This is a genomic window from Pantoea sp. FN0307, from assembly GCF_050113815.1.
GTDB classification, from domain to species: Bacteria; Pseudomonadota; Gammaproteobacteria; order Enterobacterales; family Enterobacteriaceae; genus Mixta; species Mixta alhagi.
In genome coordinates, this window is the sequence record NZ_JBNJSO010000003.1 from 212361 (window position 1) to 226599 (window position 14239).

Consider the following 14239-nt stretch of genomic DNA (forward strand, 5'->3'; position numbering starts at 1 on the left):
AAAAAGCCCGCATCGTTTAGCGTACGCTGACGGTTAACGATCAAGTCAGCGTAGTGAAACGGTACGGACTTCTTATCTCCCGATGTTAAAACGTGGCGGACGCCGGTGTATAACGCGACCGCCAGAACCGGGATTTATTGCGGATAGGGCACCCAGTCGCCGCCGTTCAGGCGTATCCACGGCTTGCCCTGATACATCATCACAATCGCATTATCATTTTCTGAAACAACCGGCGTCTGCGGCAGATTTTCCGTCAGCACCGACATATTTACATTCGCCGCATTAAATACCTGTCCGTCAACCACGCGTGAAATCAGTTCAGAAATCGCCAGCAGGCTGGTCGGGGTATCTACGGTTAACGCCTGTCCCTGATGCGGTGCCTTCATGCCGACAAAACGAATGCCTACCGGAACGTGGGTAATGCCTGGGCTGGGAATATCACGCAGACCGGACATCTGCATCTTATCGCCTACCACGGCGGCCCCATGCTCCGGCACCACCATCACCAGAACCTGGCGTCCCGATTTTTCCAGGTTCGTCAGGAAAGCATCCAGCTGATCGAACAATACCTGCGCACGCGGCTTATAGGGTGCGGTGCCGGTGCTGCCGAGCGCGCGCGTCCCGTCATGCAGCGGGATCAGGTTGTAAAAGGTCGCGGTGCGTGCATCACTGCTTTGAATACGATCGTCCAGCCAGCGCTGCATCAGCTGCGCATCGTTATAGACCGGCGAACCGTCAAACGAGGTCAGTTCCGGCGCAATCCCGGCCTGCGACATTAACGGTGCCTGAAGATCGCCATCCACACGCAGCTCCTTCAGGTAATTACCGAATACGCCGCTATGGTCCATCATTAACTGTTCTTTAAAGCCCAGCTTTGCCAGGTTATCAAACAGGTAGCACTGCCGATCCGCAGGTTTATAAAGATCGCTATGGGAAGTCTGACCGCAGCTGGCGCGCAGCAGTCGAATACCGGCCGGGCCGCTGTAGCCGGTTGCCGAGTTGTAATTGCTGAACAGAATATCAAAATGCTTCCACAGCGGATGGTCACGCAGCTGAACCGCATCAATATCTGACCAGGCGAGCGAACAGATATTAATAATCAGGATGTCAAACGGCTGCGAGTCAGGCGACAGCGCAGCCGGGAATTGCGTAACGCGCTGTTTCTCCGTTTGATAAAAGCGGTTCAGATAAGCGGTCAGGTTGGCGCTGGTCGGCGGGGCGGATTCATCCAGCGCGTTTTTATCCGCAGCGGCGTTATTGGCTGGTGTTTTATTGTTCAACACCACATCCGGCGTGGCCGCCTTATTTGGCAACAGTGAAACAGCCGGGCCGGCAAGATTAATGAGGTTTATCCAGATCAGCAGCAGCGTCACCAGCACCGTGATCCGTAACCACTGAGAAATAAACAGATACAGCACCAGCATCACAAAGGCGGCACCGACCATCTGCCAGTTAATAAACCGATTCACCAGGTCAAGCAGATAAGCGCCGGAAAAGCTTGCCAGCTGCCCGCCCTGGCTGATAATGCTTTCCGGGCCGGGAAGCCAGGTATCGTGCCAGAACAGCGCAAAGCCGAGCGGTAATGAGATCCAGCTACGCAGACGGTGCAGCCGCAGCGAGGGAAGGGGAAACAACAGCCAGGCGAGGAATACCAGGTTCGTCAAGGCATGAAAATTAAGATAGCCGAACCACAGCAGCGCAAACTTAATTAAAAAATAGAAATTCCAGCCGCCCAGCCCGCGCCAGCTACGCCAGAAAGCAGCCGTGGAAGACGGCGTCTTTTTACTCTCAGTCATTATTTATCTTTATCCGTTTTGTTAGGCCGACGTTGCCAGGTACCTTCATATTTTAATGAGCGTGGCGACAACAGCCGCTGCGTGACGCTGCGCCAGCGGGCGGGAAGCCAACGGGTATACAGTGGTCTCAGCAGCAGCGCGATCAGCACCAGCAGAATTAAAATCTGCACGCCATCAATAAGTGTCATTCGCGCACAACCCCCGATTTATTAAAGCTGAGCACTACCGGCTGCGGTGTCTGACGTTCAACCGGCTGCGGCGGCGTTACTTCCGGCTGCGCCACCTTCGTTGCTGGCGGCATATCTTTCCACGCCTCCGGCACCAGCGTTTTCATCTGCCTGACTTCCGAAAGGATCTGTAAATCTTCAAACCAGACCAGACGGTTGGAAAACAGCTCATCGTGCGGCAGACGGAAAATAAACTTCAGCGCGGTATCAAGATCGTTATAGCGGCATGAGGAGAGAAACAGATAGAGCCGATCGCCGCGTACCGTTACCAGGTCGCCATAACGACGCGGCTTACACAATGTGAGCGCTTGCTCTGGTCTTAGCTCAGGCACCGGGCGCAATGCCACCAGCAGCCCTTTGCCGTTTTCCGGCAGTAGCGTATTGCTGACCAGCTGCGTAACCGACTGGCAAAAGGTATCCAGCGATAGAAATCCGCGCTGCTGCAGCGGCTGTAGCGACTGCAACAGTGCATCAAGATTGGCAGGCACATGGCGGTTATAACGCTGTCCCTGAAGGCTTTCCAGCGTGGTCAAAAAGCGCGACATCGGTGCGCCAAAGGGCACGATGGCGTTAACGCCGCAGGCCAGCAGCAGCCGCTCATCGCTGTAACGCAGGCTGGTTTGCATTTCACGCACCATAATCTTCAGCGCGGCTCCGCGCATGCGCCGCAGAGTGTGGATATGCTGCGAGAGTATGCGGATCTCCTCGTTATGATTTAGCGAGAAAATCACCGTAGCGGAATCCGCCTGCTGGGCGCGTGAGGCAACCATATCGTTACTGTCAAACAGCTGCCAGTGGCTGGAGAGGGGCGGCGCGCCCTCCAGAACCTGGCGTTCTGCAATACAGATGGCTTCATCATTCAGCGTCAACGGCGTATTCTGGTCATTTTCACGCATTGCCGCAAAGCCGGCGTCACGTGCGGTTAAGCGTAGCGCCCGATCCGCCATCAAACGTTGATCGTGACACCACCAGCTAACACGGTAATTCCAGCTGTCCTGCTGATATTCCAGATGCGCCAGGCCGTTTAATTGCCGAAAGGTGCTCAGTAAAGTCTGTCGTAAACTATTTACACCGGAGCCGGAAGTAATAATTAACAGGCAGCAATCCCGAGCGGCCAGTGTACGGTTGATTTTTTTTATCCATGCGATTAATTCCACAGGTGATAGTTTTTCTATGAAAGAAAAATTAGTGAAAAATAATATCAATCGCGGCTTCGCTGAAAGCGTGCGGGCTAAATCTTCCGGTAAATCTAACAGCGCACGACGTTTTTCCGGCAAAGAATAAAAAGGAATACGCTCTGGCCCATTGGGCAGCGCGGGTTCCAGTAATGATTGCGGCTTTTCACCAGCGCTAATTAGCGTCAGCGCCTGCTGAGCGCCAATAACCTGACGCGCCAGCAACCGGGCATCATCAGGCCGGTTAACGGTAAGCCAGTAGCAGCCCGGCGGCTGCATTTCTATTAATTCATTCTGAACCTGCTCAATGCCGAGCGTAAAAGAGAGTGCCATAGAAGTTTCGCAAATTGGTTCAACAGAAGCTATTTTATTATAGACAGGGATTTATTTCGCCTGGATAATTTAAACAAATATAATAAAGTGCCAGCTCATACGCTTATGTCTTTATCCTTACTGTGGGTAAGGAAACTCAACGCTATTCAATGTCTTTCTAAATGGCAAGGTAAATGAAAAAACCGCAAGAAATTTCTGTTATGTCTGACAATTTCAGGCTAAATGATGACATTAGTAAGCTTGGCGAAGCTTTTTCTTTTTCTGCATTTCGCTATGTTGATATTGCGCGTGAAGAACGACTGGCGTCTATTCTTGCACGCTGGCCATTATTAAATGAGCTATCCGCGCAACAAAAGGAAAATGCATGCCGGTCTTAGCGCTACAGGGCGTGCGGGGAGGCGCGGGCACCACTTCCGTGACGGCGGCTCTGGCCTGGGCGTTACAGCAGCTGGGCGAGCCGACCATCGTGATGGACTGGTCGCCCAGCAATCAGCTGCGCCAGCATTTTAATACGCCGCAGAGCGAGACTCGCGGCTGGATGCGCGCCATGCTGGACGGTGAAGACCCACAGCATGTGGCGTTACGCTACCCCAACGGCCCTGACTTTATCCCGTTTGGCCAGCTAACCTGCGCAGAACGCACGCGCTTTTACACCGAACCAGCGCCGTTCGTAAATGGATGGCTGCCTTACCTTGACGCGTTAAAAACCCATTACCGCTGGGTTTTACTCGATTTGCCGGGCGGCGAGCAGCCCTGGCTGCAGCCGGTTTATGCCCAGGCTAATCAGCTGATTCAGCTACTGGTAGCCGACGGCAACGTTCATTTGCGGCTGCATCAGCCCGTTGACGAGCTTCAGCCGCTTTATCTGCTCAACCAGTTTAACGCCAATAGCAAAGTTCAGCAGGATCTGCATCAGCTGTGGATCAGCACGCTGCGCAATCTGATTCCGCTGATGATACATCGTGATGAAGCGCTGTTTGAAGCACTGCTGAATAAACAGCCGCTGGGAGAATACCGGCCGCTGGCGCTGGCCAGCGAAGAGATCACCACGCTGGCGAGCTGGCTAATGCTGCATATCCGCGAGGAGAGCGTATGAATCCGTTACGCTGGCTAATTGCGGCGCCAGCCTGGCAGGCACTGAGCGCGCGTTATAACGGCTATCTTCAGGCTGGCACCTCAAGGCTGGCGGCCAGCATTCACTGCTTCTGGCTGGTGCTGGGCTGGTCGCTGCTGCGTTTTGAAAGCGCTGGCTGGCAGCGGATTATTGCGCAGCGCCGCACGCTCTACCCGCATATTTCCCCGGAGCGCCCGCGCCCGCTGGACATCGTGCGCTTTTTTACACAGAGCCTGTGGTTGTTGCTTTTCCTGCCGCAGGATGGCAGCGCTGTTAGTCAACGCAAAAGGTTTAACGCGTTTCGCCACCTGTTCAGCTGGCGTCAGGGCTTTCATCAGTGGCTTGATCGCCTGCCGCAGCGTATTCAACATGGCGATCGGCTGGAACAGCGGCTCAGCCGCTTGCCGCCAGCGCTGCGCAAATTAGTCTTTGTTTTATCGAGCATTGCTGCTGCCCTGCTGGCGCTGCTCTGTATCTCTCAGCCGCTTGATCTCTTTACACAGTTTATCTTTGTGGCGATGCTGTGGGGGCTGGCGATGGTGGTGCGCCGTGTGCCGGGTCGGCTGGCGACCATGATGCTGATCGTGCTGTCGCTGACGGTTTCCTGCCGCTATCTCTGGTGGCGTTATACCTCCACGCTGAACTGGGACGATCCGCTCAGCCTGACGTTCGGTCTGCTGCTTATCGGCGCGGAAACTTACGCCTGGGTGGTGCTGGTGCTGGGCTATTTCCAGACGCTGTGGCCGCTGCATCGTCAGCCGGTCTCGCTGCCGGAAGATCCGCGCCTGTGGCCAACAGTTGACCTGCTGGTGCCCACTTATAACGAGCCGATGAGCGTGGTAAAACCCACAATTTACGCCGCGCTGGGCATCGACTGGCCGAAAGATAAGGTCAATATCTACATTCTTGATGACGGTAACCGCCAGGAGTTTCGCGATTTTGCGGCCAGCGTTGGCGTGCGTTATGTGGCGCGCCCGACGCATGAGCACGCCAAGGCGGGCAATATTAATAATGCGCTGCGTACCGAATGTCAGAGCGAATTTGTCACTATTTTTGACTGTGACCATGTGCCGACGCGCTCTTTCCTGCAAATGACGCTGGGCTGGTTTATCAAAGATAAAAAGCTGGCGATGCTGCAAACGCCGCATCACTTTTTCTCTCCCGATCCTTTTGAGCGCAACCTGGGCCGTTTTCGTCGCACGCCGAACGAGGGCACGCTGTTTTATGGTCTGGTACAGGATGGCAACGATACCTGGGACGCCACTTTCTTTTGCGGCTCCTGTGCGGTATTGCGCCGCAGCGCGCTGGATGAGATCGGCGGCATCGCGGTAGAAACCGTGACGGAAGATGCGCACACCTCGCTGCGTTTACATCGTCGCGGCCATACTTCCGCCTATATACGCATCCCCCAGGCGGCTGGCCTGGCAACGGAAAGTCTTTCTGCGCATATCGGTCAGCGTATTCGCTGGGCACGCGGCATGGTGCAAATTTTCCGTCTCGATAACCCCCTCATGGGCCGTGGCCTGAAGCTGGTACAGCGACTTTGCTATGCCAACGCCATGCTGCACTTCCTGTCGGGCATTCCGCGCCTGATTTTTTTGCTGGCGCCGCTCGCCTTCCTGCTGGCGCATGCCTATATCATTTTTGCCCCGGCATTAGCGATCGCCATTTATGTGCTGCCGCATATGCTGCATACCAGCCTGACCAACTCGCGCATTCAGGGCCGCTACCGTCACTCTTTCTGGAGTGAGGTCTATGAAACGGTGCTGGCCTGGTACATTGCCCGGCCCACCACCGTGGCGCTGTTTAATCCGCACAAGGGCAAATTTAACGTGACGGCGAAGGGCGGCCTGGTGGAAGAACAGCATCTCGACTGGGTGATTACCAAGCCTTATATGGCTCTGGTGCTGCTTAATCTGGCAGGCGTTTTCATGGCGGTCTGGCGTATCGCTTACGGCCCGGAAAATGAGGTATTGACGGTACTGGTTAGCCTGCTGTGGGTGTTCTACAACATGATTATTCTTGGCGGGGCGGTGGCTGTTTCGGTCGAAGCGCGTCAGATTCGTGAGGCGCATCGCGTGGAGATGGCGATGCCCGCTGCGATTGCCCGTCAGGATGGTCATATGCTGCCCTGTACGCTGCGCGACTATTCGGACGGCGGCGTAGGCGTCGAACTGCGCGAAACGGATGCGCTGAAAGATGGCGAAGAGATCTCTCTGCTGCTGCGACGTGGTCAGCAGGAGTTCAGCTTCCCGGCAAAGGTGCAGCGCGTATTTGGCCGCCGGGCCGGTATCCGTCTGACTAACCTTTCCACGGCGGAACATATTGAATTTATCCAGTGTACCTTTGCCCGCGCTGATACCTGGGCGCTGTGGCAGGACGGCTTCCCGGAAGATAAACCGATTCAAAGCCTGACCGACATAATGATTTTGGGCTTTAAAGGCTATATCCGCCTGGCTGAGTATGGGCCGGCGCGATTACGCCAGTTGTTCTTAATGCTGACTGCCTTCCTTTCCTGGCTGGCGTCGTTTTTTCCCAAAGGCGTAGGAAGCGCAACGGCAGGCGTTGCCGGTGTGAAACAATGACTCAACTGATGATGCGACAATGACGAGAAAAATAAGCTGGTTTACCGCAATGCTGATGGGGCTGCTCCCGCTAGCCCATGCTGCCCCTGAACCCCATCCTGCGCAGCAGGCGATGGGTATTGCTCAGGTGGAGGAAGCTGCTGCGCCCGCTCAGATTCAGCCTGCCGATGCGCAACCCGCTGACGCTCAGCCCGTGGCCACGGTTGTTACGCTGTCAGTTGCCGGTGCGCCGGTGCGTAACAGCGAGTTAAAGTTCACTAACGTTGCGCCGCCGCCGGGCAGTTTGGCGCTACGGGGCATCCGTACGGATGGACAAATCGAGTTTGGCGTACGCAGCGATGAACTGGTAACGCAGGCGGTGCTGCATCTGACCTGGCGCCCTTCACCGGCGCTGCTGCCAACCTTATCGCATTTCAAGATTTACCTGAATGATGAGCTGGTGGGGCTGGTAACCATCACGCCGGAACAGCTGGGTAAAGAGAGCCAGACGACAGTTAACATCGATCCACGCTTCATCAGCGATTTTAACCGTGTGCGCTTCGAGCTGGTCGGGCATTACACCAACATCTGTGAAAATCCTGCCAACAGCGCCATCTGGCTCGATATTGGTAAAGAGAGTCGGCTCGATTTAACGCTGCAAAAACTGCCGCTGAAAAACGACCTTTCTGACTTCCCGGAACCTTTTTTCGACAGCCGTGATAATCGTCCGTTGCAGCTGCCAATGATATTTGCCAGCGCGCCGAACTCTGATGAGCAACACGCGGCGGCGCTGCTCGCCTCATGGTTTGGCGTACGGGCGCAGTGGCGCGGCCAGTCATTTCCGGTGCTCTATAATCAGCTGCCGCAACAGCAGCATGCGGTGGTTTTCGCCACCAACGCGCACCGGCCCGACTTCCTGAAGGATTATCCGGCAGTTGATAAACCCACCGTGGAAATCATCAGTCAGCCCGACAACCCCTATCAGAAGATGCTGCTGGTTCTGGGGCGCAACAATGAGGATCTGCTCACGGCGGTAAAAGGTATCGCCCAGGGCGATGTGCTGCTGCGCGGTCAGTCCGCTACCGTTGAACAGGTGAAACAGCTGACGGCTCGCCAGCCTTATGATGCGCCAAACTGGGTGCGTACCGATCGCGCCACCCGGTTCTCTGAGCTGCAACAGTATGAAAACCAGCTGCAGGCAGACGGCATTCAGCCCTCTCCGATTAGCCTGACGCTAAACCTGCCGCCGGACCTGTTTCTGGTGCGCGCGCGCGGTATCAAAATGGATCTGGCCTACCGTTACACCTCGCCGTTGCAAAACGACGGCTCGCGGCTGGCGGTTAACCTGAATAACCAGTTTATGCAGGATTACCCGCTGCAGGTAAAAGACGATAGCGGCAAACAGCTGCTGCATATTCCGCTGATTCAGGGATTACAGGATAACGGCACTTCGCTCACTATTCCGGCGCTGCGTCTGGGAGTGATTAACCAGCTGCGTTTCGATTTCGATTACGCTGCCACCGTGATCGGCGGCAGCAGCGATGGACGCTGTGAGACGGTGTCGCCGGTAACGAATCATGTGGTAGTGGATGGTAATTCCACTATCGATCTCTCCGGCTATCGTCACTATATCGCGATGCCTTCGCTGCGTGCTTTCGCCAACGCTGGTTTCCCGTTCAGCCGCATGGCCGATTTATCGCAGACGCTGGTTCTGGTGAACGCCCAGCCGCAGGCTGAACAGGTAAGCGCTCTGCTGAATGCCGTAGGCAATATCGGCGCGCAAACCGGTTTTCCGGCGCTAAACGTGCAGATCAGCGACGACTGGTCAAAAGCCAAATCAACGGATGTAGATATCTTGCTGATCGGCACAGTACCTGATGATTTACGCGAAGATAGCCGCATAAATCTGCTGGTCGAGCGGGCAAAAAGCTGGGTGAATAAGCCGATGCGCCAGGCGGTACTGGATAATGTTGATACGCCGGCAGGCGATCGCACCGCCGCCAGCCGCACCACCATTGTTTCCGACGGACCGATGGCGGCGATCATTGGCTTCCAGTCTCCCTTCCACGATCAGCGCAGCGTCGTGGCGCTGCTGGCGGACAGCCCACGCGCTTACCAGCTGTTAAATAACGCCCTGCTTGATAGCGGTAAACGCGCCGCGATCTACGGCTCCGCCGCCATTATCCGCGAATCTGGCATTAACAGCCTGCGCGTAGGCGACAGTTACTTTGTCGGGCATCTGCCGTGGTGGGAACGTCTCTGGCACGCGCTGGCGTCCCATCCGCTGCTGATGGGGCTGTTTGCGGTGGTTGTCGTACTGTTGGTGGCTCTGATGGTTTGGCGGCTGATGCGGCTGGTGACGCGTCGTCGACTGGGTAATGAGGATGATGAGTGATTGCGCTAATACTGCGTTACACAATGCTGGCGCTGATGTTACTGGCCGCAGGGCGCGCCAGTGCGGAATGCGCCACCTGGCCGGAGTGGGAGCAGTTTAAACACCACTACATCAGCGATCAGGGACGGGTGATCGATCCCTGGGAGGGGAAAAATATCACCACCTCTGAAGGACAGAGCTACGCGCTGTTTTTCGCGCTGGTGGCCAACGATCGGCCAACGTTCGATCTGCTGCTGCGCTGGACGGAAAACAACCTGGCGGCGGGCGATCTGACGCAGCGTTTACCTGCCTGGCTGTGGGGGCAGGAGAGTAAAAGCGGTAAATGGCAGGTGCTGGATGAGAATCCCGCTTCCGACGCCGATGTGTGGATCGGCTGGACGCTGTTGCAGGCAAGCCAGTTATGGCACAGCCGCAGCTATCAGGTCACCGGCACGCTGTTGTTAAACCGGGTCGCGAAAGAGGAAGTCGCCACTCTGAAAGGCTTTGGCCTGATGCTGATGCCGGGCAAAGCAGGTTTTATCCAGTCGGATAGCTGGATGATTAATCCCAGCTATCTGCCACTGCAGCTGTTAACACGTCTTAGCGCGTTAAAAGGCCCCTGGCCGGAGATCAACCGCAACGCGCTGCGTCTGTTGCAGCAGACCGCCCCGAAAGGCTTTGCGCCGGACTGGTATGTCTGGCAGAGCGGCAGCGGCTGGCGTCCTGATAAAACAAAAGGGCCGATCGGCAGCTATGACGCTATCCGGGTCTATCTGTGGGCCGGCATGCTGAGTGATAAGGATCCGCGCAAAGCGCCGCTGCTGGCGCATTTTGCGCCGATGGCACGCCTGACAGAAGCATCAGGCGCGCCGCCGGAGCGCGTGAATGTGCTGACCGGTGAGCCAGCGAATCATGGCAACGTGGGCTTTTCGGCGGCGCTGCTACCGTTCCTGGAAGGCTCAAGTGCGCTGACAGCACAGCAACAGCGCCTGGAGCAAAGTCCACCCGGCAGCGACGCCTACTACAGTGGCGTTCTTAACCTGTTTGGCAGTGGCTGGAGTGATAAACGCTACCGTTTCAACCTGCAGGGTGACCTGCTACCGGCGTGGGATCCGCAATGCGCAACGTCAGATTAAGCTGCCTGAGCCTTTTACTGCCGGGCATGCTCGGCATCAACAGTTTGCCTGCCTGGGCGGCCGAAGCGGCGCGCGAAGTGTCGCCGGTTGAATGGCTGCTGGAACAGGTGCGCACCGGGGAAGCGACCAACAAATATGAGTTGGTGTCGCAGGCGCTTTATCGCCTGGATAAAATCGATCCTGATAACCCGGAAGTGATTGCCGCCCATCTGCGGCTGGCGTTACGTCAGGGCGATCAGGGTAAAGCGCAGCAGTATATGGCGCAGTTAAAGCAGATTGCGCCCGACGCACGGGCAACAAAAGAAGCGCAGTCCGGCATGCTGCTGATTAACGCCGAGGGGCGTCAGCAGCTGCAGCAGGCGCGTTTGCTGGCAACTTCCGGTCGTTTAGCGGAGGCGCGGGCGGCCTGGGATACGCTGTTTAACGGCACCTTCCCCGACGTGAACCTGGCGCTGGAGTACTGGAGCCTGGTCTCCCGTATCGACGGCCAGCAGTCGGTGGCGCTGGCTAATCTGCAGGCGCTGGATCAGCGCTATCCGGGCAACGTCGGCGTGCGTATGCAGCTGGCGCGGCTACAGTACCAGAATAATAACTCCACCCAGGCGACCGAAAAGCTGAAAACGCTGGCGGCGAATCCGGCCGGACGCGATCAGGCTGCCGAACTGTGGCTGAGCAATATTCAGGCGCAGCCGGTCACCGCAGAGAGCGTGGCGCAGTTGCAACAATATCTGGCAACCTTTACCAGCGGCGAGGCGCGTGAAAACGGCGAACAGGAGCTGGCGCGTCGGCAAAAAATGTTGGCTGATCCCGCCTTCCAGCTGCGTTCGCGCGGGCTGGCGCTGGTGGATAAAGGCGCAGGCGCAGAGGCGATACCGGCCCTGCAGGCGGCACTGAGGCTAAACCCAAACGACGCCGAGCTGTTGGGCGCAATGGGGCAGGCGCAGGCGCGTGCCAATAATCGTGCCGCCGCTGCCCGCTATTTTGAGCAGGCGTTGAAGGCAGGTCAGCAAAGTACCAGCGTGGGCATGTGGCAGAGTTTGCTGCAAACCAACCGCTACTGGCTGACGATCGAAAACGGTGATAAGGCGCTGGCGCAAGGCGATATTGCCGGAGCCGAGCGCCAGTATCAGCAGGCGCGCACGCTGGATAATAGCGATAGCTATGCGCTGGTCGGTTTAGGCGATGTGGCGCTGGCACGTAAAAACAGTGCGGAGGCGGAGCGGCTGTTCCATCAGGCATGGAAAATGGATCGCACCAACAGTACGGCGGTGCGGCGGCTGGCAGCAATTTATCAGCAGCAGTCGCCGCAAAAAGCGATCGCCTTTATCAATGGGCTAAGCAGCGAACAGCAGCGGGCGCTTGGCAGCACGCTGAACAGCCTGCGTAGCGATATGCTGCGCGCCGAGGCGGATACGCTGGCCCAGCAGGGCAACTGGGCACAGGCGGCGGAAAAATATCGCGCGGCGCAGCAAAACGCGCCGGACGATGTCTGGCTCAACTATCGGCTGGCCAACGCGCTGGTTAATACCGGCGAGCCGCAGCGCGCTGATAGCCTGATGACCACCATGGCGCAGCGTCTGCCAGCCGATCCCACGCAAGTTTATGCCCACAGCCTTTATCTCTCCGGCAGCGATCGGGATGACGAAGCGCTGATCCAGCTTAACAGCCTGCCGCAGGCGCGTTGGGATCAGAATATGCGCGAACTGGCAGAACGCCTGCAGCAGAATAAAGTTTATGCGCAGGCTGAGGCGCAGCGGGCAGCGGGCAATAATAGCGCGGCGGTCGCGCTGCTTAATGAACTGCCCGCCTCGCCACGGCGCGATATTACGCTGGCTGACTGGGCGCTGGCAGAAGGCTATCCGCAGCAGGCGCTGGCAGGTTACCAACAGGTGCTGGCGCAGGATAAAACCAGTCAGGACGCCGCGCTGGGGCAGATAGAAGCGCTGGTGGCGCTGAATCGCAAGGCCGAGGCGCGTAGCGCGCTGAACGCGATGCCTGTCGGAGCGGCGGAGGCGAGCCTTAATGTCGGACGACGGCTGGCGAATGCCTGGCAAAGCGTGGACGATGCCGCGCGTGCGCGTCAGCTATATCAGCAGTTGAAACCGCGCGCGCAGCAGGAAGCGCCTTCGCAAGGCAGCGCGCTGGTGTTTCGCGATGCGGCGCGGCTGGAGCAGCAGCCTGAACGGGCTTTACGGGATTATCAGCAGGCGATGGTGGCCAGTGGCATTACGCCGACGCTGCCGAAAGATAACCTCGCTTTTACCCGGTTAATGCGTAATAACCCGAGCGATGACTGGCTGAAGCGCGGTATTCGCAGCGATGGCGCCGAGCTTTACCAGCGCCAGGATACCACGCTGAAGCTGGAGCAGGACTATTCGCGTAATAAAGGCACCGGCGGGATTTCCGATCTCACCGCGCATACCACTATGTTGCAGCTGGAGACGCCGCTGGCCGCTGGAAAAAGCTTTGTGCGCGTCGATCGCGTTGACGTTTCGGCAGGCACGTTTTCCACTGAAAACGGCCAACATACCGAAGTGTTCGGCACCTGTGCCGATAACGGCACCGCAGGCTGTAGCGGCAATCTGAAACAGCGTGCGGAAGGGGTGGCCGTAGGCGCAGGCTGGCAAAACGATCGCTGGTCGGCGGATATCGGCACGTCGCCGATGGGCTTTGAAGTTGTGAACTGGGTGGGCGGCGTCAGCTGGAACACCGATGTTAAGGATGTGGGCCTGACTTTTACCGCCTCGCGGCGACCGATTTCCAGCTCGCTGCTGGCCTATGCCGGCGCGCGCGATCCCAGCCCGCAGGGCGGAAAAAGTTGGGGCGGCGTGGTGGCGACTGGCGGCGCAGTCGGCCTGAGCTACGATCGCGGCGGATCGCATGGCGTCTGGGCCGATCTTAGTGCGCATCAAATCACCGGTAAAAATGTTGCCGATAACAGTCGCGAGCGTTTGATGGCAGGCTACTATTATAAGTTGATAAACGAGGATAACCGGCGCGCCACCATTGGCCTGAACAGCATGCTGTGGCATTACCAAAAGGATCTTAGCGATTATGCTTTTGGGCAGGGAGGCTATTACAGCCCGCAACAATATTTTTCCCTGGCGGTGCCGTTAAACTGGCGGCAGCGCACTGAGAACTGGTCATTTGAGGTTGGCGGCTCGGTTTCCTGGTCGCGTTCAAAAACCCATTCGCAGCAGCGCTATCCGGTTTATCCTGGTTTTGAAACGACGGCGAATGAAACCGTCGCAGGAAGTTCCGGCAGCGGCTTCGGCTATACGCTGCGTGCGGCGGTAGAGCGACGTCTGACGGCGCACTGGACGCTGGGCGTGGCAGTGGATATTCAGCAGGCGAAAGATTATACGCCCAGCCACGGTCTGATTTACGCTCGCTATTCGCTGAGCGGTTGGGAAGGCGACCTCGACCTGCCGCCGCAGCCTTTAGCTCCTTACGCTGACTTCAAGTAGCGTCCTGCCTGGAAAAACCCTAAAACGGTTTCCTGCCGTCACCATCATTGCTT

The 14239-nt window shown here is 57.2% G+C and carries 9 protein-coding genes; 6 read left to right on the forward strand and 3 right to left on the reverse strand.

Annotated features, from left to right (window positions below):
• Window positions 1-134: 134 nt before the first annotated feature.
• The 3 genes from bcsG to bcsE are packed head-to-tail and all read right to left on the reverse strand — an operon-like array spanning window position 135 to window position 3531.
• Complete coding sequence (bcsG, locus tag ACQE3Z_RS11500; protein WP_426973905.1) at window positions 135-1796, reverse strand: cellulose biosynthesis protein BcsG; 1662 nt, start codon at window positions 1794-1796, stop codon at window positions 135-137.
• The gene (gene bcsF / locus ACQE3Z_RS11505) at window positions 1796-1984 is read right to left on the reverse strand and encodes a cellulose biosynthesis protein BcsF (RefSeq protein WP_426973906.1); all 189 of its coding nucleotides are present in this window, start codon (window positions 1982-1984) and stop codon (window positions 1796-1798) included. The genes bcsG and bcsF overlap by 1 nt, the downstream gene beginning before the upstream one ends.
• Window positions 1981-3531, reverse strand: a complete 1551-nt coding sequence (bcsE, locus tag ACQE3Z_RS11510) for a cellulose biosynthesis protein BcsE (protein ID WP_426973907.1) — start codon at window positions 3529-3531, stop codon at window positions 1981-1983. Before bcsE ends, bcsF begins: the two co-directional genes overlap by 4 nt.
• A gap of 173 nt (window positions 3532-3704) precedes the next feature.
• Between bcsE and bcsR the strand changes: the two genes are divergently transcribed.
• Genes bcsR through bcsC form a run of 6 tightly spaced genes read left to right on the forward strand, consistent with a single transcriptional unit; the run spans window position 3705 to window position 14186 of the window.
• A complete protein-coding gene (gene bcsR / locus ACQE3Z_RS11515; protein WP_426973908.1) occupies window positions 3705-3908 on the forward strand; it encodes a cellulose biosynthesis protein BcsR in 204 nt (67 codons plus the stop codon).
• Window positions 3896-4627 (forward strand): cellulose biosynthesis protein BcsQ, encoded by a 732-nt coding sequence (gene bcsQ / locus ACQE3Z_RS11520; RefSeq protein ID WP_426973909.1) that lies wholly within the window; start codon window positions 3896-3898, stop codon window positions 4625-4627. The genes bcsR and bcsQ overlap by 13 nt, the downstream gene beginning before the upstream one ends.
• Window positions 4624-7230: a UDP-forming cellulose synthase catalytic subunit gene (gene bcsA, locus ACQE3Z_RS11525; protein WP_426973910.1), complete on the forward strand. Its 2607-nt coding sequence runs from the start codon at window positions 4624-4626 to the stop codon at window positions 7228-7230. The genes bcsQ and bcsA overlap by 4 nt, the downstream gene beginning before the upstream one ends.
• 19 nt (window positions 7231-7249) lie before the next feature.
• Window positions 7250-9604, forward strand: a complete 2355-nt coding sequence (bcsB, locus tag ACQE3Z_RS11530; RefSeq protein WP_426973911.1) for a cellulose biosynthesis cyclic di-GMP-binding regulatory protein BcsB — start codon at window positions 7250-7252, stop codon at window positions 9602-9604.
• Window positions 9605-9627: 23 nt separating this feature from the next.
• Complete coding sequence (gene bcsZ / locus ACQE3Z_RS11535; RefSeq protein WP_426974075.1) at window positions 9628-10719, forward strand: cellulose synthase complex periplasmic endoglucanase BcsZ; 1092 nt, start codon at window positions 9628-9630, stop codon at window positions 10717-10719.
• Complete coding sequence (gene bcsC, locus ACQE3Z_RS11540) at window positions 10701-14186, forward strand: cellulose synthase complex outer membrane protein BcsC (RefSeq protein WP_426973912.1); 3486 nt, start codon at window positions 10701-10703, stop codon at window positions 14184-14186. The genes bcsZ and bcsC overlap by 19 nt, the downstream gene beginning before the upstream one ends.
• Window positions 14187-14239 lie beyond the last annotated feature (53 nt).